The organism is Stenotrophomonas capsici, assembly GCF_034961085.1.
GTDB classification, from domain to species: Bacteria; Pseudomonadota; Gammaproteobacteria; order Xanthomonadales; family Xanthomonadaceae; genus Stenotrophomonas; species Stenotrophomonas capsici.
In genome coordinates, this window is record NZ_JAYFUH010000061.1 from 603681 (window position 1) to 627917 (window position 24237).

The following is a 24237-nucleotide window of genomic DNA, read 5'->3' on the forward strand; positions in this document are numbered from 1 at the left end:
GGTGAATCCCTCTCTCATTCTTGAAGAACCTTGGAATGGCGCTGCTTCGGCAGCGCCTCGTGCGTATGCGCAATGCATGCGCGGACGATCATGGCCGGTCCCTTCTGCCTGGCTGCGACAAGGCGTATCCGAAGCTGCTGGTCGATGGTCGGACAGGCAGATATTTGGGAGCGATCCCATGTGATCGCCACCACCGGACGGGAATACTCCCCACCACACAGAACGAGACCACTTCCTGGAGCGCAGGCTTCGGGCAGCGAGTGTGTCTTTGTCAACAGATCAAGTCGAAAGACAACTTCGAAGGTATAGAACGTAATGAACATCACTGCTGCGGCGGATGAATTCAAAAGCCAGCATGGAAAGGCTGGAGGCGAGGTGTGGTCCTACTTGGAGATGACGGCAGCCGGCATGGCCGCAGGTGCCCTGGCTGCAGCAAGCGGCGACGGTGCAAGCGCTTTGCTGGACCTTGCCGCGCCCAGGATTGGGGCGATTCTCGACTCCCGTGGTTCGATCCAGGGCGAGGTCAGCCATGAGGGCTACACCGACGACGGCAGCCCCAGGATCAGCGGACAGGCGGCACCTGGTGTTCTGGTGCACATCTATGACGGCGTGATGCTCATTGGTCGCGTGACGGCCGACGCTTCCGGGAGTTGGTCGTTCACCCCGCGGATCCCGCTGGCCGAAGGACGGCATGAGCTGTCCATTGCGTATGAGTACGCCAATGGCGATATCAGCGACTTCTCCAATCCTCATGTGATCCATGTCGACAAATCCAGCCCGGAGCTTCCGGAGATTCTGGGCATGGTTGACGACGAAGGGCGTATCACCGGTGTGGTGGCCGAAGACGATATCATCGACGATGCGTGGCCGACCGTCAGTGGTACCGCCGAAGCGCACGCGACGGTGATTGTGTACGACAAGGGCAAGGAGATTGGACGGGCCACGGTGGATGCGAAGGGCGACTGGAGCTTCACACCGCAGACGGCCCTCAACGACGGCACCCACCTGTTCAGCTATTCGGTGGTGGACCGTGCGGGCAACCAGAGCGAGTTCTCCGAGCCGTTCGAGTTCATCGTGGATACCCGCGCCGAGCGCGTCACCATCCATATGGCCGAAGACGACGCAGGCTCGGTCACCGGTCTGGTCTACAGCGGTGGCGTCACCGATGACACCACCCCGAGCCTGATGGGTACTGCCACGGCCGGTGGCATCGTCAAGATCTATGAGGGCAACGTGCTGCTCGGCCAGACCACGGCGGAAGTGGATGGCACCTGGTCGTTCACGCCCAATACGCCACTTGCAGACGGTGCCCATACATTGACTGCCACCGTGACGTTGCCGGCCAAGGGTGAGAGCCCACTGAGCAAGCAGTTCGAACTGGTTGTGCAGACCGTCGCGCTCGGGCAGTCCGTCATCGATGCGGTGCACGACAATGTTGGCACGGTGCAGGGCTTGCTGGGCAAGGGCGCACATACAGATGACGCCAGGCCCGCCCTGAGCGGCAGGGCCGAAGCGGGTAGCACCGTGCACGTATACGACAACCTCGTTCTGCTCGGAACGACTCTTGCCGGTGCCAATGGCACCTGGGCGTTCACTCCTTCCGCACCACTAGCCGATGGTGCGCATGGCTTCACCGTCGTCGCGGTGAGCGATGCGGGCAACAGCAGTGCACGGTCACCGGAGTATGCGGTGACTGTCGATACGACTGCGCCGAACCCGCCGGTGATCGATACGGTGTATGACGATGTGGGTGGCACGACGGGCAATCTGGTTTCCGGTGGATCCACGGACGACACGCGTCCGGACATCGCTGGCAAGGCCGAGGCAGGCAGTACAGTGGTGCTGTTCGATGGCGGCATTGAGATCGGGCGGGTACAGGCCGATGCGGGTGGGCGTTGGAGCTTTACGCCGGTGGCTCCGCTGGCGCAGGGTGTACATCAGATCACCGTGCAGGCCGTTGATCGGGCTGGCAACCAGAGCAAGATATCGGAGGCATTCGGGTTTGAAGTGGTTGGTGGTGGTGATGACCATCCGCGTGTTCTGAGCAGTGTCCCGCAGAAGGTCAGCTTGGACATGATCGTTGATGTTTCAGGCTCCATGGGCAGTGATGCTGCTACGGCAAAAGCAGCAGCAATTGAAGCCGTTGGCGCCTATCTGGAAGCAGGGATGCAAGTTTCCGTGAGGCTGTACGGCGGCACTAGGCTTGGCACCTATACGTTCTCTGGAAAGAGTGATCCAGTCTACTTGCAGTTTGTTTCCAAGGTTAATGGCAGCACCGGATTCAGTTTTCAGAATGATGTTTCCATGATCATGGAAGACATCAAGGCCGACCTTGCAGCAGGCCGTTACGACGCGGGTACGCTGAAGCAGGTTCTATATGTGGGTGATGGTCAAAATCCGCTAAACGCTGTCGTAGCCAGTCCTTGGCGGGCAATGCTGGACGACGCTTCAAGCAAGATTCAAGTGAATGTCGCACATATCGCAATTCCTATGGAGCCGAAGAGTTCTGCATATCCTCAGTATCAGAGCGCCATGGATGTGTTTGCGAACAGGCCTGCGATTGTTTCCCCGGCGCCAGGGGAGATTGGGGGACAGCTGCTGTCCGGCGCTTCTGGAGTCACAAGTGATTACATCGAAGGAAACATCTTGATCAACGATGGTGATCTGGTTCGCGACGGGAGTGAGCGCGTATCCCAGGTTTCGTTGGAAGACCAGGACTTCAAGATTGGTAGTGACGGAATGCTCACTATCGCTGGTAGTGGTGGTTCCGTTCGCGCGAGCTATGACGCGGCGAGTGGGCTGCTTACTCTGGAGACCGAGCTGGGGGAATTGAAGCTCTACATGTCAAACGGGCCAGGCCACAAGGCGGGCGACTATCGCTATGACGCGTTCATCAGCGGAAAGGTCTTGAAGTTCGATTCGATGCAGACGCAGAGCTTTGCGTACGTGGCCAGCAGCAGTGCGGGTACGCAGCAGGTTGCAACGCTTCATATCCAGGTGGATGGCGGAAGTGCTGCGTCGGGTGGTCGGCTGACCATCACATCCATCGGCAAGGACGGCGGCGTGCCCGCCGACTTCGTGACCGGTGACGGAAGCACGGGTCGCGTCGTGTCCGGTGAGATGAGCCACCTGCTCGGCGCCGGCCTGTTCCTCGAGATCTCCACGGACGGTGGCCAGAGCTGGGACAAAGTGACGACCTTCAACGGAAAGCGCTGGGCATACATCGACAAGGCCGCACATGCGGAGAGCTGGGACGTGCTGGTGCGCGTGGCGGATGGCAAGGGAACAACCGGCTTTGGCAGCAGCCAACATGTGACCTTTACGCCACCGGCAGCCGCGCCGGCCATCCTGCGCATTGACGAAGCCCAGGGCGTACTGACCTCCACCGAGGCCAGCAACGGCGTGGATGTGGTGGTGTCCCTTGCCGATACCGGTGCCAAGGCCGGCGACATCGTGCACATGAACTGGGGCATCGGTCTGTACGACCAGGTGCTGACGGCACTGGACATTATGTCCGGCATGGTGGTGGTCAAGGTGCCGGCGGCCGTGACATCAAGCACCACCGGCGGGCAGGGCGTGCTGTATGACTTCAATGTTTCCGCAGCTATTGTCGCCAACGGCGTGAAGGGTGCTGCGTCTGCTGCCTACAAGGTGGTTGGTGGCGGGTTCTCGACGAAGGCGCTTGCCGACACCTTGAATGTTGCCGCTACCAATGTGGTTGGCAATGAATACGGTGGCAACGGAGTCACCGTGGGTACGCTGGCGGGCTCGCTGTTGCTCAAGAAGGCCGCGGACACCACGTCTTTGGCGGGCTTGAAGGTGATCTCTGGCTCGGCCGGAAACGCGACAGCGGTGTTCACGCTTGACGAACCGGTCACCAAGTTCTCGGTGCGCCTGTCCGGGCTGGACAATACGGCCGGCGGTGCCATGGTCATCGTCTATGATGTGCACGGGGCCGAGATCCACCGCGAGACGGTGACCGGCACGCTGACCTCGGGTCGCTACATCAAGGCCTATGCGTACACCGCCGCCGAAGGCGTGGACGTGGGCAGCTTCAAGGTGGTGTCGGCAACCAACAATCTGGTGGTGGATGCCTTCAGCCAGACCCAGGCGTTGCATGTGGCGGACAGCCGGGACACCCAGAAGGTTGACGGCCTGACCGACAGTTACCACGGCAGTGCCGCGGATGAAGTGATCACATTGGGCTACTCGGCTGCGACCTATCTGGCCAACGCGGGCAATAGCGGCATCCACGGCGGTGCGGGCACGGACACCCTGCAGTTTGCAGGTGCAAGCTATGTGATGAACCTGAATCTGGCGACGTCCGCCGGCAAGTTGACGGGCGTGGAGATCATCGATCTGACAGGCACGGGCAACAACACCTTGACCTTGTCGTTGAAGGACGTGCTGGAGAACGGCCAGACGGATCTCTTCCACGCGACCGCCAACGGCACCGTGCAGATGATGGTGCGTGGTAACGCCGGTGATGTCGTCAATCTGGATGATCTGCTCGGCTTGAACGGGCTGGACTTTGGCGATTGGCAAGCCAGCGGGAAGCAGATCATCGCCGGCAGCGCCTACCAGGTGTACCTGCACAGCGGACTGGACGCGGAGCTGCTGGTGCAGGATGCCGTGAAGGTCACGCTGATCTGATGCGCTGCCGCTGAAGACGGGTTGGATCGAAGGACCCCCAACGGCAGGTGCCGTTGGGGGAGGTGTATGGATGGGCATGTCGGGGCTTGGAGCGCAGAGGTGGTGCAGGCGCAGATTGAGTGTCTTATACATCACCGCTCGGGAGCGCTGCGGTTCGCGGGATTCATGATCGCCGTTTCGTCGATCTTGGTGTGATTTGAGAACAAATGCGTCGTCGCACAGAAGCGCCGCACGTGGAAGTGGAGGTTGTGCGGTGATTGCCAGCTATTGGATCAATGAAGAGGAAGCACTGCCCGCTTTCCTTCAGCCGTGCCGGCCGGAAGCGGACGACGTAGGGTCCGAAGTGATCAGGATGTCGCCGGTCAATGCGCATCTGACGCTTGGCGTGAAGGACGTGCTGCTGAACGGCGGCGTGGATGTGTTCCACGCCTCGTAGCGGCACAACGTACAGATGATGGTCCAGGGCGATGACGCGGGAAGCATCTGGTTGGTGGGTGACCTGGACCGCAGCGGCAGTGGCCCGGGTGACTGGGCGCTGGAAGGCCAGTACCTCATCGATGGGGTGCGCTACAACAGCTACCAGCACTCCGGGTTCGACATAGAGCTGCTGGTTCAGACGCACCTGACGGTACGCATATTCGAGTGAATGGTGGGCTTGTGCGGCCAGTGTTCGTATGCGTTGGATGCGCGCATCGGGAAGAAAGGGAGGTGTGATCCGGTGGCCCGCCATTTGGGCAAAGTCCTAGAAGAGTTCCTCGTGTTTTGAGCAGGTTCCTCATGTGTTTGAAGGGCAAGCTTGCTCATAATCAAGGCCATCTGAGCCGCAGTGTGTTTCGGAGTGCAGCGCTCCCGAGGGCGATGTACAGGTGGCGACGGCAGCATCGCCGCCCGTCATTCCGCCGGTTTCACGCGCGACCGGGTGTCCTTCATCCAGCGGCGACGACGCACCAATGTAGGCGTGCGTTGCTGCCGGAACGGCCGAAGGCTGCACCTCCTTGCCTGGACCGGGCGCGCATCCAACGGCCGAATCCATCTGCATGGTTTCCCCAACCCTGCGGGTTGACGGAACCACTGTTCGAAAAGCGGGCGTTCTGTGTCCCTGCGTTTTCAATCCAATTCAACTGATCCGGGTGTTCGCTCGCCCAGGAGATACTACAAATGCGTCTGATCAATAGTGCTTTCAAGAACCTGTTCGTGCTCTCGGCGGCCTGTGGTTTGCTGCTGGGTGAGGCGCGTGCCGCGACGCAGGCATCCGCCTTCGCCGACAGCTACAGCCCCGTGCCCGGCGTCTCGATGGCACAAAGCCAGGTGGTCTACTACCGGCAGGGCAACGCAGGCCAGTCCGACACACCGGCGTTCGTCTACATCGACAAGGAGTTCCACACCGGTCTGCTGCCGGGCGGCTATACGGTGTTCTGCCTCACGCCGGGCCGGCATGGCTTGAGCGCGGTGCTGGACGAGGCCCCGGAGTACGGCGGCAAGCGCCTGCAGCCGGGCGTGCGACTGGCCGCCGGGCGCACCCATTTCATCCGGGTGGATGAGGCCGGCGGGTTGGAGCCGCAGCTGGTGGACCGCGATGTCGCCGAGCGCGAGCTGGCCAGCGCCACGGCGCGCCGCCAGGCGCATGTCGTATCGCGCGCCGATGCGGTGCGTTCGTGCGAGTACGTGGAGAAGCCGGAGGTGCGCAGCTACTCGCTGTCCAGCGACGTGCTGTTCGGTTTCGGAAAGTCCGCCTATGAGGACATCCGCGCCGAAGGCCGCGCGGAGTTCAACCAGCTGGAGCGCCGGCTGTCCGCGGGTAGCCTGAAGGTCGAGCGGATCGCGGTGATCGGCCATACCGACCCGATCGGCAGCGAGGCGTACAACGATGCGCTGGGGCTGCGCCGTGCACAGACCGTCCGGCAGATGCTGATCGACGGCGGGATGAACCCGGAACGGGTGCGGGCGTTCTCCGAGGGAAGCCGCGAGCTGCTGAGCGAAGGCTGCCACGGCAGCCGTGAGCAGGTGATCGCCTGCCACGCAAAGGACCGTCGCGTGACGATTGAAGTTGAAGCCTCCGACAACACCTGAGCACCCGCGCGCCGGCGGTCGAGCCTGCGCAGGGGTGAGCTGTCGTGCCCTTGACGCTTGCTTGGCCGATCCGGCGGCGTGACCTGCATTTCGAGCGAATTACCATGCTTTACACCGTTGCACCTCGTTGGATCTGTTCCACACGCCTGCGTCCTGTGATGGCCAGCGCACTGTTGCTGGCGGGTGTCGGCTTCCCGGATGCTACCTGGGCCACCGGGAAGCCGACGCCCACCACCTTTGGCGAGGCCTACACGATGCCGGGCAGGGTGGGTGAGGATCAGTCACAGGTGATCTATTACCGCAGCGCCGTCGAAGGCGTGGCCGGGGTTGCCAATGTGTACCTGGACCAGCAGTTCGTGACGGCGCTGAACCCCGGTGGTTTCACCGTGTTCTGCCTCGCGCCGGGCCGCCACCGGCTGGGTGCCTACATCGACGATGCGCCGGACTACCTGGGCAAGACGCGAGAGCTGTACGAGGCGGAGTTCAAGCCGGGGGTCACCTATTACCTGAAGGTGCGGGAGGAGGGCATCAACCAGCCGCTGCCGGTCAGCAGCCGGGTCGCCGAGCCCGAATTGCGCGGTGCACGCCGCCAGATCCACCTGCTGGCGCGCTCGGACAGCATGGAGAGTTGCCGCCGCTATGGCTTCCTCGGTGCACCGGCGGCCAGGCGGCAGGACCTGGTGCTGATGGCCGATGCCGTGATGGCGTCCAACGGGTTGCTCAACGAGGCCGGCGCGGCGCAGCTGCAGCAGTTGCTGGATGCCATGCGCGCGCGCAAGGCGCGGATCCTGCGGGTGGAGGTGGAAGGGCATACCGACCCGCTGGATGCCGAGGACCGGAACCAGGCGCTGGGCCTGCAATGGGCCGAACGGGTGCGCGAGGCGTTGATACGCCGCGGCGTGCCGCAGGACGTGGTCCATGCGGTGAGCTCGGGCGGCCGGCTGCCGGTGCGGCAGGGCTGCTACGGAACGCCGGACGAACAACGTGTCTGCCATGCGGAGAACCGCCGCATCGTCATTCGCGTGGAGAGCCAGTAACGACGGTGAAGGGTGGGAGCGCAAGCGCGGAATGACCAGGGCGGGCGCAGGGCCGACAACGGCCGGCCCGCGGGGTGTCAGCGGCGCGGATTCCTTTGGGTTGCAGGGTGCTGTAGCGACGAGGTGAAGAGGTGTCCAGTTGAAACGTTCAGTCATGAGTCCATTGCGCATCGCCGTACTGGACGATCATTCCCTGATTCGGATGGCCTTGCGGGTAAGGCTGGCCCGGGAGGCGGATTTCGATGTGGTCGGCATCTACTCCAGCAGCCGCGCGTTGCTCGAAGCGATGCCACTGGTACAGCCCGACCTGCTGTTGATGGACTACGTGCTCGGCGAGCGTGAACTGGACGGCGCGCACCTGCTGGGCGTGGTCCGTCGGCGCTTCCCGCTGCTGCCGATCCTGGTAGCGTCTTCGGCCGAGAAGGCCTCGGTGGCCAGCCTGGCGCTGAGCATGGGGGCCAATGGCTTCTTCGGGAAGTCCGAGGACGTGGAACTGCTGGTCTCGGCGATCCGCCGGGTGGCGTCGGGCGAGACCTATGTTTCGCCAGGCCTGGCCTACGACGTCATGCGCCAGCGGGTCGCGGTCCCCGAGCCCTTTGCCGTTGGCGATGAGCGTGCCGAGCTGTACGGCGCTTCGCTGCTGTCACCGCGCGAACAGGAAGTGTTGCGCTGTTGCCTGGATGGCATGTCGGTCACGCAGATCTCGCGCAAGTTCCTGCGCAGCATCAAGACCATCAGCGGCCAGAAACGCTCGGCGTACCGCAAGCTGGGCATTCACAACGACTCGGAGCTGTTCAGGCTGCAGAGCAGCCTGGAGGCACAGACCCGGTGAAACAGCGCAAGCAGCCACTGCAAACTGGCGCATCTGCAATGGCGTCACAGCGTGGGTTCCACGGCAGCGTGGTGCGTGGCTAGATGACCAATCTGGGCATCCTGCGGGACCTGCTGACACCCGGCCATATCGCGGTGGGCGTGCTGGCGCTGCTGATGGGCAGTGGCATTACCGCGTGGCTGCGGCGCTGCACGCCTGTACCAGCTGCCGGTGTTGGCGGGCAGGGGCCGACGGCGGCGATCCCGCTGGGCACCATGGAGTCCCTGATCGACGGTACCCCGCACCCGATCTACGTGCGGGACCGGGATGGGCGCATGGTGACCTGCAACGCCAATTACCTGAAGGTGTTTGATACCTCGCGGGCCGCAGTGATGGGGCAGACGGCGCTGGAGGGCGTCAAGCGCGACCGTCGCGAAGCACAGGAGTTCCACGACGACTACCTCTGGGTGGTAGCCAATGGCATTCCGCTGGAGAAGGACCGCACCCTGCACCTGCCGGGGCGCACGCTGAGCGTCTATCACTGGATACAGCCCTATCGCGATGGCAGCGGCGAGATCGCCGGCGTGGTCTGCGGCTGGGTGGACGTGAGTGAGCGCCACCAGTTGATGGAGGAGCTCACCTCCGCGCTGGAGGCAGCCGCTGCCTCCAATCATGACAAGACCACGTTCCTGGCGACGCTGAGCCACGAGATCCGCACGCCGATCAACGCGATCGTGGGCATGCTGGAGTTGGCACGCCTGCATGCCGCGCAGGGACAGCCGGTCGAGGCCGGGCTGAAAGGGGCGCATGAGGCGGCGCTGGGCTTGATCGAGCTGGTGGGCGATGTCCTGGACCTGGTGCGTGCCGAGTCCGGGCACCTGAGCCTGCGCCCGAAGCGGGCCAGCCTGCATGAGCTGACGTTGTCGGTGACACGGATGTTCGACGGGCTGGCACGGCAGAAAGGGCTGCGCCTAGAGGTGGCACTGGCTGCGGATACGGACCACGATGTGTTGGTCGACACGACACGCTTCAAGCAGCTGCTGTTCAACGTGCTGGGCAATGCCATCAAGTTCACCGAGCGCGGCAGCATCCAGGTCCGGCTGTCCGGCGCACGGCCGGAGGCGGCGCCGATGCAGGTCTGCCTGGAGGTGATCGACACCGGCATCGGCATCGACGCGGCCGGCCTGGTGCGGCTGTTCGAGCCGTTCGTGCAGGGCGAGCATGGCACCGCCCGCGAAGGCACCGGCTTGGGATTGCCAATCTGCAAGGTGCTCTGCGAGCGCATGGGCGGGGATATCGCGGTGAGCAGCCGTCCGGGCGAGGGCACCTGCGTGACCCTGCGGCTGCCGCTGGAGGTGTTGGAGCCAGTGGACGCGCAACAGGCGGTGCCGGCCCGTCCGCGCGTGCAGCTGGCACTGCGTAGATGGCGGATCCTGGTGGTGGACGACCGCCCGGCCAACCGGGTGCTGCTCGTGGAACAGCTGTCTTTCCTCGGCCAGGCCGTGGTCAGCGCACAGAACGGTGAAGAGGCGCTGGCGCTATGGCGGACGCACGGGTTCGACATGGTGATCACCGACTGCTGCATGCCGGTGATGGACGGCTACATGTTGAGTCGTCGTATTCGCGAAGAGGAGCAGGCGCGCGGTGCAACACCCTGCGCGTTGATCGGTTACACCGCAAACGTGCTGCCGGAGGAACGTATCCGTTGCCTGGATGCCGGCATGGACGACTGCCTGTTCAAGCCGCTGACGTTGTCAGCGTTGTCGTCGCGGCTGGCGTCGCTGCAGGGCAGCGGCATGGCCGAGGAAGGTGTTGTCGCCGCCGCGGTGGATGGCTCGATGATGGCGATGGTGCGGGCGTTGACCGGCGACGATGATGGCTTGGCCTGTGTGTTCCTGGAAGAAGCCATCGACAGCTTCCGCCACGACCTGGCCGCGGTGCGGGCCTGGAAGGAGGATCCGCAGGTACCGGCCTTGGCAGCGCTGGCGCATGGCATCAAGGGCGGTGCACGGATGGTGGACGCCGGCGAGGTGGTGCACGCCTGCGAGCGTGTGGAGCAAGCCTGCCAGCACCCGCTCCATCCGCAGCTGTTGGAGACGGCGGTGGCCGAGTTGGCAGCCCGGCTGGAAACCACGACGGCGCTGGCGATCGCACTGCGCGATGTGCTGTGTGACGGCCAATGCCCCGCCGCGGCATGAACCCGGTGTCGGTGGAGTGAGCCGCGCGCAGCTGCGCGGCGCAGGCGGGCACTCAGGCCCGCGCCAGTGCCAGCAGGCGCTCGGCGATGCGTTCCAGCGGCAGCACTTCGTCCACCGCGCCCAGTCGCACCGCGCTGCCGGGCATGCCCCAGACCACGCTGGTGGCCTCGTCCTGTGCCAGGGTGGCGGCACCGGCCTGCTTCATCTCCAGCAGGCCACGCGCGCCGTCCTCGCCCATGCCGGTGAGGATGGCGCCGATGGCGTTGGCGCCGGCGTTCTGCGCCACCGAACGGAACAGCACGTCCACCGCCGGCTTGTGCAGGTTGACCGGCGCGGTGTCGTCCACGCGGCAGCGCCAGCGGGCGCCGTCGCGGATGATGCGCAGGTGCTTGCCGCCGGCCGGCAGGTAGGCATGGCCAGGCAGGATGGCTTCGCCGTCGCTGGCCTCGCGTACCGACATGGCCGAATGGCGATCCAGGCGCTCGGCGAAGGCGGCGCTGAAGGCCGCAGGCAAGTGCTGGGTGAGCACCACGGCCGGCGCGTCGGCGGGCAGGGTCTCCAGTACGGTTCGCAGTGCTTCGGTGCCGCCGGCGGAGGCACCGATGGCGATCAACCGGTCGGTGGTGCGGAAGCCGATGTGGCTGGAAGCGTTCTGCACGGGCAGGCGGCGCAGCGGTGAGGCCGAGGCACGTACGCGCGAGCGCGCGGCCATCTTGACCTTGGCGCGGATCTCGTCGGCGTAGGCTTCCAGGCCGCGGGCGATGTCCAGCTTGGGCTTGGCCACGAAGTCCACCGCGCCCAGGGCCAGGGCCTGCAGGGTGGTATCGGCGCCGCGCTCGGTCAGCGAGGACACCATCACCACCGGCATCGGGTGCAGGCGCATGAGGTTCTCGAGGAAGGCCAGCCCGTCCATGCGTGGCATTTCCACGTCCAGGGTCAGCACGTCCGGGTTCAGGCGCTTGATCTTCTCGCGTGCCAGCAACGGGTCGGCGGCGGTGCCGACCACCTCGATGCCGGGGTCGGCGGCCAGCAGTTCGGTGAGGACCTGGCGCACCAGCGCCGAGTCGTCCACCACCAGCACGCGGCAAGGCGGGGCCAGGCTCATTCGAACAGCTCCACGCCACCGCTGACCGGCGTGCGCGACAGCTTGGCGCGCACCGCGGTTTCGGCGGCCAGCACTTCAGCATCGTGCGCATGCGGCAGGCGCTGCACCACGACCCGGCCGGTGATCGGGAAGAACCACACCTTGCGCGGGTGGATGCCGCACAGGTCCTCGGCCACGATGGGGATGTGCTCGGCCTGCAGGTACTGGCGCACGAACTCGGCGTTGCGGGTGCCGACCGGGTTGCTGGTGAAGCCCTTGAGCACGTTGGCGCCGCCGAAGACCTTGGCTTCCAGGCGTTTGCGGTGCGCGCCGCGCTTGAGCAGGTCGTTGATCAGCAGTTCCATCGCGTAGCTGCCGTAGCGCGCCGGCGCGCCGTCGCCGACGTTGCCGTCCGGCAGCAGGAAGTGGTTCATGCCGCCGATGCCGAGGATCGGGTCGCGGATGCAGGCGGCCACGCAGGAGCCGAGCGTGGTGGTCAGCGCGGTGTCATCGTCCACGACCAGGTACTGGGTGGGCAGCAGCTTGGCGGCGACGGTCTGGAAGCGACTGTCGCGGTAGCGCATGACCTCGTCGGGATAGGACTGGGAAGGCTTCATGCACCGCTCCGGCGGGTACGGCGGTACAGGGTGCGGCCGCATGGCTGGATCAGGTCGGCCGCATGCAGGTAGTTCTCCGAATGGCCGGTGTAGAGCAGCCCGTCGTCGCCCATGTGCTCGACCAGCCGCGACAGGATGGCGCGCTGGGTGGGTTTGTCGAAGTAGATCATCACGTTGCGGCAGAACAGCGCGTCGAATGGGCCGCCGACGTCATAGCGGGAGCTGAGCAGGTTGAGCTGGCGGAACTCCACCAGCGCACGCAGCGCCGGCACCACCCGGCACTTGCCCTCGTTCGGGCCGGTGCCGCGCTGGAAATAGCGGCGCTTGGTCTCCGCATCCAGCCCGGCGATGCGTTCGATCGCGTACACGCCCTGGCTGGCGGTGGCCAGCACCTGGGTGTCCACGTCAGTAGCGAGGATGCGTACCGGCGGGGTCATCGTTCCGAACGTCTCGCAGGCGGTGATGGCCATGGAGTAGGGCTCTTCACCGGTGGAGGCGGCGCACGACCACAACTTGATCGGCGCATGCGAGGCGCGCTGCTGCAGTTCCTCGTGCAGCTTGTCGAAGTGGTGCGGCTCACGGAAGAACGAGGTCAGGTTGGTGGTCAGGGCGTTGGTGAACGCCTGCCATTCCTCGCCGCCGTGCTGCTCGAGCTGGTCCAGGTAGTCCTTGAATGACTGCAGGCCCAGCGAGCGCAGCCGGCGCGACAGCCGGCCGTACACCATGTCGCGCTTGGCCGGTGCCAGCGCGATCCCGGCACGGGCATGGATCAGCTCGCAGACGCGGCGGAAGTCGCGGTCGTTGAACTCGAAATCGCGCTGGGTGGTGTCGACGCTGGACATGCTGACAGGTGCTCCGTTCAACTGGCCAACGCCAGCGCGGCCGGGACCTCGGCCGGCGCGCCGGCGCCGGTGGCCTCGATGCGGAACACCGCCACGGCCTGGTCGAGCTGGATGGCCTGTTCTTCCAGCAGGCGCGCCGCGGCACTGGCTTCCTCGACCAGGGCGGCGTTCTGCTGGGTGGTTTCGTCCATCTGCACGATGGTCTGGTTGACTTGCTCGATGCCGGCGCTCTGTTCCTGCGAGGCGGCGGAGATCTCGGCCATGATGTCGGTCACGCGCTGCACCGAGGTGACGATCTCGCCCATGGTCGCACCGGCCTGGTGCACCAGCTGCGAGCCTTCGGAGACACGCTGGGTGGAGTCATCGATCAGGCCCTTGATCTCCTTGGCGGCCGCCGCCGAGCGCTGCGCCAGGGTACGCACTTCACTGGCCACCACGGCGAAGCCGCGGCCCTGTTCGCCGGCACGCGCGGCTTCCACCGCGGCGTTCAAGGCCAGGATGTTGGTCTGGAAGGCGATGCCGTCGATCACCGAGATGATGTCGGCGATGCGGCGCGAGGACTGCTCGATCTGGCCCATCGTGACCACCACTTCCTCGACCACGTTGCCGCCGCGGGCGGCGACGCCGGCCGCGCCGATGGCCAGCTGGTTGGCCTGGCGGGCGGAGTCGGCGTTCTGGCGCACGGTGGAGGTCAGTTCCTCCATGGAGGCAGCGGTTTCTTCCAGGTTGGCCGCCTGCACTTCGGTGCGGCGCGACAGGTCGCTGTTGCCGGTGGCGATCTCGCCGGCGGCCAGGTTGATGCTGTCGGCGGCGGACTGGATGCGCGAGACGATGCCCGAAAGCTGGGCGATGGTGCTGTCCGCGTCCTCGCGCATGCGGGCGAACACGCCCTGGAAGTCACCGTGCATGGTGGCGGTCAGATCGCCCTGGGCCAGGGCGCGCAGCAACTGCGAGATCTTTTCCAGGTTGTGGTCGCTGGTGCGCATCATCGCGTTGAGGCTGCGCACCATGTCCAGGAAATCGTGCTCGAAGCGCTGCTCGTCGCCGCGCAGGCTGAAGTCGCCGGCGGCGGCCGCGTTGCCCAGCCGCTTGATCTCGCTGTTGATGGCCGACAGATTCTGCTTGATGGTGGCCATGGTTTCGGTGATGACGCGCTTCTCGCCCGGCAGCAGCGGCATGTCCGGGGTGAGGTCGCCCACCGCGTAGCGCTGCGCGATGGCGATGACCTGCATCTTCACATCGATGTGGTTGGCCACCAGTACGTTGGTTTCGGCCACCATCACGCCGTAGTCGCCCGGGAACGCCTCGGCGTCGATGCGGTAGCTGATGATGCCGGCGTCGTGCTGGCGGGCCATCTCATTCTGGGCCTCGATCACCGCGCGCAGCTGGTCCTGCATGCGCTGCATGCTGGTGAGCAGCTGGCCGGTCTCGTCGCGGCTGGGTGCGGGGATGGTGTTGTCCATGCGGCCGCGCGCGATGGCATTGGCCACCGCGGTGGCGTTGCGCAGCGGCGTGACGATGCGGCTGCCGATGACCCAGCTCAGGCTGACCACCAGCAGCACCAGCACGCCACCGGCGACGGTCATGATGGCGGTGAACTTCAGCGCCTGGCCCTGCACCTCGTCCATGTAGACGCCGCTGGACACCACCCAGTTCCACGGGCCGTACAGGCCGGCGTAGGCCAGCTTGGCGACCGGGCCTTGCGTACCGGGCTTGGCCCAGGTGTAGCCGACGTAGCCGCCACCGCGGCGCGCGGCCTCGACCTGGTCGTAGTACAGGCGCACGCCGTCCTCGCCACGGAAGTCCTTCATGTCCTTGCCGACCAGGTCGGCGCGGAACGGATGCATCAGCAGCACGTAGTCGGTGTTGTAGACGTTGAGGTAGTTGACGTCGGCGTTGGAGCGCATGCTCTGCAGCGCGGCCAGCGCCTGCTGCTGTGCGTCGTGCAGCGACAGCTCACCGGCCTTCACGCGGTTGGCGTAGTAGTCCAGCACGCCCTGGCTCATCTCCACTTGGGCCTTGAGCGACTCCTTGCGGGTTTCGTACAGATCCACGTACTGCATGCGGGCGGCGATCACCGACAGCGCGATCACGCCCAGCGCGATCAGCACCGTCAACAGGTTCAGCTTGCGCCGCACGGAGATGTTGCTGATGTAGTTCGACCAGAGACGGTAGGGATTCATGGCAAAGGGCAGCGCCCGTGGGGGGCGAGCGGGAAAGGGGAAGTTACGGGTGTATCGGCCGCGGGAGCCGAATGTTTAGCCGGCGCATAACGCACGACCCCGGCCGGAGCCGGGGTCGTGTGGGTCAGAACTCCTGCCAGTCCGAATCGGCCAGCTCGGCAACCGCGGTGCGGTTGCCGGCCACCCGCCGGCGTACCGGTTCCGGTGCGGGTGCCGGGCGACGCGGCTCGGGCTTGCTGGCGAGCGGTGGCGCGGCGATGGGTTCTTCCGGCTGGCTGTCATCGAGGCGGAACACCGACACGACGGTGGCCAGGTGGCCGGCCTGTTCTTCCATCGAACGGGCCGCGGCGGTGGCTTCCTCCACCAGCGCGGCGTTCTGCTGGGTGGTCTCATCCATCTGGGTGACGGTCTGGTTGACCTGCTCGATGCCGGCGCTCTGTTCCTGCGAGGCGGCGGAGATCTCGGCCATGATGTCGGTCACGCGCTGCACCGAGGCCACGATCTCGCCCATGGTGGTGCCGGCCTTGCGGACCAGCGCCGAGCCGTCGGACACCTTGCCGACCGAGTCATCGATCAGGCCTTTGATCTCCTTGGCGGCACCGGCCGAGCGCTGGGCCAGGGTCCGCACTTCCGAGGCGACCACGGCGAAGCCGCGGCCCTGCTCGCCGGCACGCGCCGCTTCGACTGCGGCGTTCAAGGCCAGGATGTTGGTCTGGAAAGCGATGCCATCGATGACCGAGATGATCTCGGCGATCTTCTTGGACGAGGCTTCGATGGCGCTCATCGTGGTCACCACCTGGCTGACCACCTCGCCACCCTGCGAGGCCACCGAGGCGGCACCGATGGCGAGCTGGTTGGCTTGGCGGGCCGATTCGGCGTTCTGGCGCACGGTGGAGGTCAGTTCCTCCATCGAGGCGGCGGTTTCCTCCAGGTTGGCGGCCTGCTGCTCGGTACGGCGCGACAGGTCGTTGTTGCCGCTGGCGATCTCGGTGGCGGCCGCATTGATGGCAACCGAGGATTGCTTGATGCGGCCAACGATGCCGGTCAGCTGCTCGGCGGTGGCGTTGGCGTCGTCACGCATGGTGGCGAACACGCCCTGGTACTGGCCATGCATGCGCACGGTGAGGTCGCCGCGCGACAGCGCCGAGAGCAACGCGGAAATCTGTTCCAGGCTGCTGGCGTTGGCGTCGAGCAGGCTGTTGATCTGGCCGGCCAGCTGCAGGAAGAAGCCGTCCTTGTCGCTGGTCTCGATGCGGCCGCTGAGGTCGCCGGCGGCGGCGGCTTCGATCACGCGCGCTACTTCCTTCTCCACCAGCGCCTCGGTGGTGCGGTCGCGCCATTCGACCACGTGGCCGACGGCCACGCCGCCGTCGTTGCGAATGACCGAGATCGCCTGCGCGAACTGGGCATCGCCGAAGCTCATCTGGCGGCGGGCCACGCCGTTCTTTTCCAGTGCTTCGAGCACTTTGTTGTCGACCTGGCCGTTGTGCTCCAGCGCGGTGACCGGTTGGCCAACCAGAGGGGTGCTGGCGTCGTAGTGGGACAGGGCGCCGGTCAGCGCGTCGTTGTACTGGGCCAGCGTGTCCAGCAGGGCACGGTTGGCGTAGACGATTTCCAGGTCTTCGTTGGTCAGGTACACGCCGGTGGAGGAGTAGTCCAGCGCGGTACGGATGCGCAGGTTCTCCGCGGCCACGGCCTGGTCGCGCTCGATGCGCTCGCGCAGGTCGCGCTGCATGCGCTGCATGGCGCGCAGCAGGTCGCCGACTTCATCGGCACGGTTGACGTCGATATGGCCGTCGAGCTTGCCGCTGGCCACTTCGTTGGCCACGTCCACGGCGCCGCGCACCGAGCCGACCAGCGAGCGGGCGAACAGCCATACCAGCAGCACGCCGCCGGCCGCACCGACCAGGATGGCGATGGCGGTCAGGATGGCCGAGGTGGTGTAGGTCTCCGCGGCGGCCTTGGCGCCGGCCTGGGCGCGGGCATTGTCGTTGGCGGCCAGTGCTTCCAGCGACACGTAGGCCTTGCGGTGCAGGTTGCGGGTTTCGCCGACGAAAGTGTCGATGGCGTCATCGGGCAGGTCCAGCGACAGCATCTCCGTCACCGAGTCGTAGGACACCGTGGCGGCCTTCCAGTCGGCGGCGAAGGCGTCGAACAGCTTCTTCTGCTCGGGGTTGTCGATCAGCTTGGGATAGCTGGCGATGGTTGCGTCGATCTCCTTGCGCAGCTCCTCGGCGCGGCGTTTGGCGTCGGCCTTGACCTCGTCACTGGCACGCACCAGGCCCTGGTAGGACGCGTTGCGGTACTCGCTGACCATCCCGCTCAGTTCACCGGTCGCGCGCAGGCTGGGCATGCGGTTGTCGGCCAGGTCGGTGGTGGCTTCATTGAGGGTGTACAGGCCACGGAACGCGACGATGCCCTGCAACAGCATGACGAACAGCACGACGCCGAAGGTAAGCATCAGCTTCGGCTTGAGTTTGAGCGAGTTGACCCACTGCATCTTGGAGATCTCCGGTGACGTCCCGCGCGCGCACGGGCAGCGTGCGCCGCACCGGCGGGGCCGGCGCGGCACCAGGCTGGGATTACTTGATGTTTGCCAGCTTCAGGCTGGCCGGCGAGCTGACTTCGATCTCGGCGCGCGAGGAGTCACGCTGGATCTTGCCGATGACGCAGACGGTCTTGCCTTCCAGCGATTCCAGCGGGAAGCCGAAGTTGCCACGGTTGGCGCCGGAGATGCGCGCGGAGAAGGTGTGGCGCGGGAACTGGCCACCCATGTGCAGGAAGGTCGGCTGGCCTTCGGAACCTTCGGCGTAGCGGGCCTTCTCGACCTTGCCGCAGACCATGCCGTCCTTGCCGGCGAAGCGGGCGGCGTTTTCCGGCGGGATCATCTCGGCCGGGTCGGCGGCGACGTGGAACGAGGCGGTGGCTAGGACGGCTGCCGACAGCAGGCAAATCAGGTGCTTGGACATCAAAATCTCCGGGGATGACGAGAGGGCGCCAGTCGGGGAGGACGGGCATGCAATGGGCTATCGGCCGACAGGGCAGGCGGCTGAGGGCGCATGTTCGGAAATGTGATGCGCCTCCCGGTTGGTTGGGTCAGGCCGCGGCTTCTTCGGTCACCGCGGCCTGCCCGAGGTCGGCGGTGTCAAGCAGGGTTTCGATGTCCAGCAGGATCAGCATGCGGTCGTCCTGGGTGCCGATGCCGGAGATGAAGCGGGTGTCCACCGCGGCACCGAATTCCGGGGTCGGGCGGATCTGCTCGGCCGACAGCGGGATCACGTCCGAGACGCTGTCCACGACGATGCCGACCACGCGGTCCTCGACGTTGAGCACGATCATCACGGTGAAGGCGTCGTAGCGTGCCTCGTCCAGGCGCAGCTTCAGGCGCAGGTCGATGACCGGCACGATGGTGCCGCGCAGGTTGATGACGCCCTTGATGTAGTCCGGGGCATCGGGCACGCGGGTGACCGCGTCGTAGCCGCGGATCTCCTGCACCTTGAGGATGTCCACGCCGTAGTGCTCGGCGCCGAGGGTGAAGCTGAGGTACTCGCCGCCGGTGCCTTCGGCGGAAGTGGTACGCGTATCGTTCATGGCAGGTCCTGGTCCTGGCGTGGCGCCGGTGGCTGTTGCACCGGTATCGGCGCCAGGAGGCGGGACTTTAGCGACGGACGGCCGCGGACGGCGGGGCGCGTTCGGCCAGGCCGGGCGCACGATGGCGCCCGGGCCGGGTCAGTCGCCGTTGCTGCGCGCCTTGCGCAGCCGATCGATGCGGAAGATGTACCGCTGGATCAGCGTGTCGGCGCCGCGTGGCAGGTCGTCGAAGCGCAGGCCGGCGCGGATGGTTTCCAAGCCGTTGGCCTGCTTCTGCTGGCGCAGGTTGCAGACCACCAGGGTGGTGGTCACCGGCGGCGCGTCGGGGATCAGCAGCCCGCAGCCGCGATAGCGGCCCTGCAGGGCGAGCAGGTCCTGCGGCGAGGGCAGCATCAGGGCCATGCCGCCGGCGCTGATGTCGATCACCCGCCAGCGGCTGGGCTCGCCGCCGTCCGGGTCGGGGATCAGGCAGTAGGGTGAGTCGCCCACCGGGGTTTCCAGCCGGTAGAACTCACGGCGCTGCAGGTGGTAGACCTCCTCCGGCAGCGGTACCCGGAATGCCACCCGGCCGTCCTGTTCGATGCGACGGTGGCCATGCAGCTGGAAGCGCACGGTGACCTTGTCGACCTGGCCAAAGCACAGCAGGGAAGCGGCGACCTCCGCGCTGCGGTTGATCGCCGGCAGCGGGCTGGCATCGAGCAGCAGGCCGTCCTCGTCCACTTCCAGCACGGCGCTGGGGAAGGACTGGTCGCGTCCATCCGGGTGCGCGTTGACCATCGACCGCTGGTCGATCATCTGCTGCAGCAGGTGCCGGATCTGGTGCGGGCTGCGCACCATGTAGCGTTCATCGGCATACAGGTTGCCGGCGACGGTGGACGGGCTCGACTCGAAGGATTCGGGTACGGACATGGAGGCGCTTGCAGAGGGTCGAAGCCAGGGAACCCGCAATCGGTCTCCTGGAAACTGTGATATCGGCCGCTCTTTCTAACTCTTTAGGCGCACTGTTACGAGCCTTTTGTGAAGCAGGTGGCCGTTGGCACCGGCTGGCGATTCCGGAGACGGAATTCTGTCACTGGCCGGCGGGGTACGTGGAGGGCAGTTTCGGCCTTGGAAGAGGCGCGGCTATGGCTGCAGGCGCGACTGGAGGAACGCCCCGACCACCCGCTGGTATGCGGCGGGGTCATGCGCGTAGAGGTCGACATGGGCCGCGCCGGGCACCTCCCAGAACTGCTTGGGCGCAGCGGCGGCACGATAGAGCGCGCGGGCTTCGTCGATGGGGGTGTGGCGGTCCCGTGAACCGGACGCGATCAACACCGGGGCGCCGATTGCGGCCAGGTGATCGATGGGCCGAAGGTCGTCGGCCGAGAGCTGCAGGCGCAACGGCAGCTGCCACAGCAGCAGCGGCGCCAGCGGACGTCCGGGGGCGCCCAGACGGATGGCCAGGCGGTCGGCGACGGCTTGAGCGAGGCTGGGGTACATCGATTCCAGGACAACGGCGGCCAGTTGCCGCGTGGAAGCGGACAACACTGTGGATGCGGCCCCCAAGGACACCCCGATCACCGCGGCGGGCCGGCCCGGCGCCTGTTGGCCAAGGAACGCGACTGCCGCGTCGACCGCCTTGGACTCGTTGGCGCCGAAGGTGATGTGCGCGGCGGGGGATTGGCCATGCGCCGGAAGATCGATGAGCAGCACGGAGTAGCCCAACTGCTTGAGCCACTGCGCGCGGGGGAGCATCTGGCGCCGGTCCGAGCGCACGCCGTGCAGAAGAAGCACGCTGCCCTTGTCCGCCTGCCCAGGGACAAACCATCCAGAGACCGGGCCGGCAGCCGAATCAATACGCACCGGACGGGCGCCGAGCGAGGCCGGCGGGGGCCCTATGGTGCGCGGCACCGGAGTGATCAGTGCCTGGCCGATGAGCAGGCTGCCGGCCACACCGACCACCAGCAGGGCGGCAAGCCCGATGAGAATGCGCGTGATGCGGGGCATGGGACGTCGCGTGGGAGGGACCGTCCTGGGATCTTCGATCCTTTTGCCGGCCCATGTCCACGAGGCGTCACACGATGACCCTGGATGAAGCCAAAGAGGCCGGCGGTGGACAGGCCGGAGAGTTCCCGACCACCGCCGGCAAGCAACGGATCAGAACTCCTGCCAGTCCTCGTCACTGCTGACCGGTGCGTGGGCTGCCGGCTTGCCCGGGATGGCGCGCAGGGTGGGGCGTGGCCGTGGGGCGGCCGGCGGCGGTACGCTGGCGGCAACGCGGGCCAGTGATGCGCTGACGGCGTCGGAGAGGCGGAACTGGGCCACTGCATCGGTCAGCTGGCGCGCCTGGTCTTCCATCGAGCGTGCCGCCGCGGAGGCTTCCTCGACCAGCGCGGCATTCTGCTGGGTGCTCTCGTCCATCTGCATCACGGTCTGGTTGACCTGTTCGATGCCGGCGGTCTGTTCCTGCGAGGCGGCGGCGATGTCGGCCATGATCGTGGTCACGCGCTGCACCGAGGCCACGATGTCGTCCATGGTGCTGCCGGCACGGCGGACCAGTTGCGAGCCTTCGCCGACCTTGTCCACCGAGTCCTCGATCAGGCCCTTGATCTCCTTGGCCGCGCCGGCCGAGCGCTGGGCCAGGGTGCGCACTTCCGAGGCCACCACCGCGAAACCACGGCCCTGGTCGCCGGCCCGGGCCGCTTCCACCGCCGCGTTCAAGGCCAGGATGTTGGTCTGGAAGGCGATGCCGTCGATCACGCTGATGATGTCGGCGATGCGTTGGGAGGACTGCTCGATCGAGCTCATGGTGTTGACCACGCGCCCGACCACTTCGCCGCCCTGCGCGGCCACGTCGGCGGCACCGCGCGCCAGCTGGTCGGCCTGGCGGGCATGCTCGGCGTTCTGGCGCACGGTGGAGGTCAGTTCCTCCATCGAGGCGGCGGTTTCCTCCAGGTTGGCGGCCTGCGTCTCGGTGCGGCGCGACAGGTCGCTGTTGCCGGTGGCGATCTCGCTGGCGGACAGGCTGATGCTGCCGCTGGCGGCCTGGATGCCGGAGACGATGCTGGCGAGCTGGTCGATGCTGGCGTTGCCGTCGTCACGCATGCGCGCGAAGATGCCGTGGAAGTCGCCTTCGACACGACGGGTCAGGTCACCCTCGGCAATGGCCTGCAGCAGCCGCGAGATGTGGCCGAGGTTGTCCTCGGTGGTCTGCATCAGCGCGTTGAGCCCGCCGACCATCTCGCGGAAGTCGTGTTCGTAACGGTCGATGTCGCCACGCTGGCTGAAATCACCGGCCGCGGCGGCGCGCGACAGGCGCTTGATCTCGTTGTTGATGGCCGACAGGCTGGCCTTGGTGCCGTCCATCGCGTCGGTGATGGCGGCCTTCTCGCCGGGCAGGCGGTCCATGTCCACCGACAGGTCGCCACGGGCGTAGTGGCGCATCACCTCGACCACCCGCATCTTCACGCCGATGTGCTGGGCGACCAGGGCATTGACCTCGCGCACCATGCGCCCGTACTCGCCGGGGAAGCGGGATTCGTCGATGCGGTAGCTGATCTGGCCCTGGTCGTGCTCGCGCGCCATGTCCGACTGCGCGGCGATCACCGCTTTGAGCTGGTGCTGCATGCGCTGCATCGAAGCCAGCAACTGGCCGACCTCGTCACCGCGTCCGGCGTCGATGGTGCCGTCCAGGCGGCCGGTGGCGACCTCGTCGGCGGCCCGCAGGGCGTCCTTCAGCGGGCGTACGATGGCGCGCACGATGACCACGCCGAGGGCGACCGACAGCAGGCCCAGCAAGGCCATGCAGGCGAACAATGCGTTGGTGCTGCGCGCCTGGGTGGCATCGGCGAGCGCCACCTCGCTGTCCAGGGCCGACACGACGTAGCTGCTGAGCTTCTCCACGTCGCTGAACAGGTCGCGGCGGCTGACGCGCGAGTGTTCGTTGGAGATCTGCTGGGCCAGCTCGAACTGGCCATCGGCCACGGCCTTTTCCATCTGCGCGTGGGCGCTGAGGTATTGCTCCAGGGTCTTGAGCATCTGGCCGTACAGGCGCTTCTGCTCATCGCTGGCGGGCAGGGCCTCGTAGCGCTTCTGGTGCTCGGCCAGCTTGGCGCGCTGGTCGGCGATGCGCTGGTTGTACTCGGCGACGAACGCCGGCTCGTGCAGGTGGGACAACTGTGACAGTTCGGCGATGCGGATTTCGGCCAGGTCGGCGCGGATGCTCTCCAGGAGTTGGACGGCCGGCATGTAGCGCTGGCTCATCTCGTTCAACTGGGTGGTGGCCTGCTTGAGGCGGACCACCGCGAACGCGCCCATGCCAACGGTGGCGACGGTGGTGAGGGTGAAAGCGATCGCGAGCTTTCGGGCGATCGTGAGGTTGCGGAAGAACTCCATCTCTTTCTCTCCGGATCGACTTTGCGGGTGACGCCCTCGCCCGAGGATGTTGCCGGCGCGTTGGCGCGGATATGGCCGGCGTTCATTGCCGGCTGTTCAGCGGATAGCGGCGCGATCCGGAGGCGGCTTGATGGCTGAATAGGGAGTGTTTTATGAACTGAATGGGCATGTGATGAAATCGTGAGGATCGTGATGAAACTCTTACGATTCAGGGCGTTATCTGTAATCCCGGCTACGCGGAAAGTGGGTTGGATGTCCCAAAACACGACAACCACGGGCAGGCCGTGGTCGTCGTGGGGGTGAAGCCGGAAGCCGCGGGAGAATCAGAATTCCTTCCAGTCCTCGCCATTGGCGACCATCGGTTCGATCCGGCGTGCCGCCGGCGCGCGGGCGATGCGCGGGCTGGCCGGGCGGCTGCGTGGCGGGCTGGCGACGCTGGCGGTGCCCGCCTTGGACGCGATGTGGAAGGCGGCCACCGCTTCGTTGAGCAGCAGTGCCTGTTCTTCCATCGCCCGGGCCGCGGCGGTGGCTTCCTCCACCAGCGCGGCGTTCTGCTGGGTGGTCTCGTCCATCTGCATCACGGTCTGGTTGACCTGCTCGATGCCGGCGCTCTGCTCCTGCGAGGCGGCGGAGATCTCGGCCATGATGTCGGTCACGCGTTGCACCGAGGCCACGATCTCGCCCATCGTGGTGCCGGCCTGGTGCACCAGCACCGAGCCTTCGCCGACCTTGTCCACCGAGTCCTCGATCAGGCCCTTGATCTCCTTGGCCGCGCCG

At 66.1% G+C, this 24237-nt stretch carries 19 protein-coding genes; 7 read left to right on the top strand and 12 right to left on the bottom strand.

Annotated features, from left to right (window positions below; all coding sequences use genetic code 11):
- Positions 1–14: 14 nt before the first annotated feature.
- The gene (locus VA603_RS04550) at positions 15–323 is read right to left on the bottom strand and encodes a hypothetical protein (protein ID WP_323438049.1); all 309 of its coding nucleotides are present in this window, start codon (positions 321–323) and stop codon (positions 15–17) included.
- Here VA603_RS04550 and VA603_RS04555 point away from each other — a divergent pair.
- From VA603_RS04555 to VA603_RS04585, 7 genes are all read left to right on the top strand, one after another.
- Positions 316–4653, top strand: a complete 4338-nt coding sequence (locus VA603_RS04555; RefSeq protein ID WP_323438050.1) for an Ig-like domain-containing protein — start codon at positions 316–318, stop codon at positions 4651–4653. The genes VA603_RS04550 and VA603_RS04555 overlap by 8 nt on opposite strands.
- 253 nt (positions 4654–4906) lie before the next feature.
- Positions 4907–5089 (top strand): hypothetical protein, encoded by a 183-nt coding sequence (locus VA603_RS04560; protein WP_323438051.1) that lies wholly within the window; start codon positions 4907–4909, stop codon positions 5087–5089.
- Positions 5090–5107: 18 nt separating this feature from the next.
- The gene (locus VA603_RS04565; RefSeq protein ID WP_323438052.1) at positions 5108–5299 is read left to right on the top strand and encodes a hypothetical protein; all 192 of its coding nucleotides are present in this window, start codon (positions 5108–5110) and stop codon (positions 5297–5299) included.
- A gap of 512 nt (positions 5300–5811) precedes the next feature.
- Entirely contained in the window at positions 5812–6723 is a 912-nt protein-coding gene (locus VA603_RS04570; RefSeq protein WP_323438053.1) for an OmpA family protein, read from the top strand.
- A gap of 158 nt (positions 6724–6881) precedes the next feature.
- Complete coding sequence (locus tag VA603_RS04575; RefSeq protein WP_323438054.1) at positions 6882–7760, top strand: OmpA family protein; 879 nt, start codon at positions 6882–6884, stop codon at positions 7758–7760.
- Between the two features lie 154 nt (positions 7761–7914).
- Positions 7915–8592, top strand: a complete 678-nt coding sequence (locus VA603_RS04580; protein ID WP_323438055.1) for a response regulator transcription factor — start codon at positions 7915–7917, stop codon at positions 8590–8592.
- A gap of 83 nt (positions 8593–8675) precedes the next feature.
- Positions 8676–10769: an ATP-binding protein gene (locus VA603_RS04585; RefSeq protein ID WP_323438056.1), complete on the top strand. Its 2094-nt coding sequence runs from the start codon at positions 8676–8678 to the stop codon at positions 10767–10769.
- Between the two features lie 52 nt (positions 10770–10821).
- Here VA603_RS04585 and VA603_RS04590 read toward each other — a convergent pair whose 3' ends face one another.
- From VA603_RS04590 to VA603_RS04640, 11 genes are all read right to left on the bottom strand, one after another.
- On the bottom strand, positions 10822–11874 hold the full coding sequence (locus VA603_RS04590) for a protein-glutamate methylesterase/protein-glutamine glutaminase (RefSeq protein WP_323438057.1): 1053 nt from the start codon (positions 11872–11874) through the stop codon (positions 10822–10824).
- The gene (gene cheD / locus VA603_RS04595; protein ID WP_323438058.1) at positions 11871–12470 is read right to left on the bottom strand and encodes a chemoreceptor glutamine deamidase CheD; all 600 of its coding nucleotides are present in this window, start codon (positions 12468–12470) and stop codon (positions 11871–11873) included. The genes VA603_RS04590 and cheD overlap by 4 nt, the downstream gene beginning before the upstream one ends.
- Entirely contained in the window at positions 12467–13312 is an 846-nt protein-coding gene (locus VA603_RS04600; protein ID WP_132863145.1) for a CheR family methyltransferase, read from the bottom strand. Before VA603_RS04600 ends, cheD begins: the two co-directional genes overlap by 4 nt.
- Before the next feature lie 17 nt (positions 13313–13329).
- Positions 13330–15495, bottom strand: coding sequence for a methyl-accepting chemotaxis protein (locus tag VA603_RS04605; protein WP_323438059.1), 2166 nt, complete (start codon positions 15493–15495; stop codon positions 13330–13332).
- A gap of 124 nt (positions 15496–15619) precedes the next feature.
- On the bottom strand, positions 15620–17995 hold the full coding sequence (locus tag VA603_RS04610) for a methyl-accepting chemotaxis protein (protein ID WP_323438060.1): 2376 nt from the start codon (positions 17993–17995) through the stop codon (positions 15620–15622).
- Between the two features lie 82 nt (positions 17996–18077).
- Entirely contained in the window at positions 18078–18464 is a 387-nt protein-coding gene (locus VA603_RS04615) for a hypothetical protein (RefSeq protein WP_165931125.1), read from the bottom strand.
- A gap of 127 nt (positions 18465–18591) precedes the next feature.
- Positions 18592–19086 (bottom strand): chemotaxis protein CheW, encoded by a 495-nt coding sequence (locus tag VA603_RS04620; protein WP_132863148.1) that lies wholly within the window; start codon positions 19084–19086, stop codon positions 18592–18594.
- A 138-nt stretch (positions 19087–19224) separates the two neighbouring features.
- Positions 19225–19995: a flagellar brake protein gene (locus VA603_RS04625; protein ID WP_323438061.1), complete on the bottom strand. Its 771-nt coding sequence runs from the start codon at positions 19993–19995 to the stop codon at positions 19225–19227.
- Between the two features lie 213 nt (positions 19996–20208).
- The gene (locus tag VA603_RS04630; RefSeq protein ID WP_323438062.1) at positions 20209–21072 is read right to left on the bottom strand and encodes an alpha/beta hydrolase; all 864 of its coding nucleotides are present in this window, start codon (positions 21070–21072) and stop codon (positions 20209–20211) included.
- Between the two features lie 150 nt (positions 21073–21222).
- Positions 21223–23460, bottom strand: a complete 2238-nt coding sequence (locus tag VA603_RS04635) for a methyl-accepting chemotaxis protein (RefSeq protein WP_323438063.1) — start codon at positions 23458–23460, stop codon at positions 21223–21225.
- A gap of 323 nt (positions 23461–23783) precedes the next feature.
- On the bottom strand, positions 23784–24237 hold a 454-nt coding region (locus VA603_RS04640), incomplete at its 5' end, for a methyl-accepting chemotaxis protein (protein ID WP_323438064.1).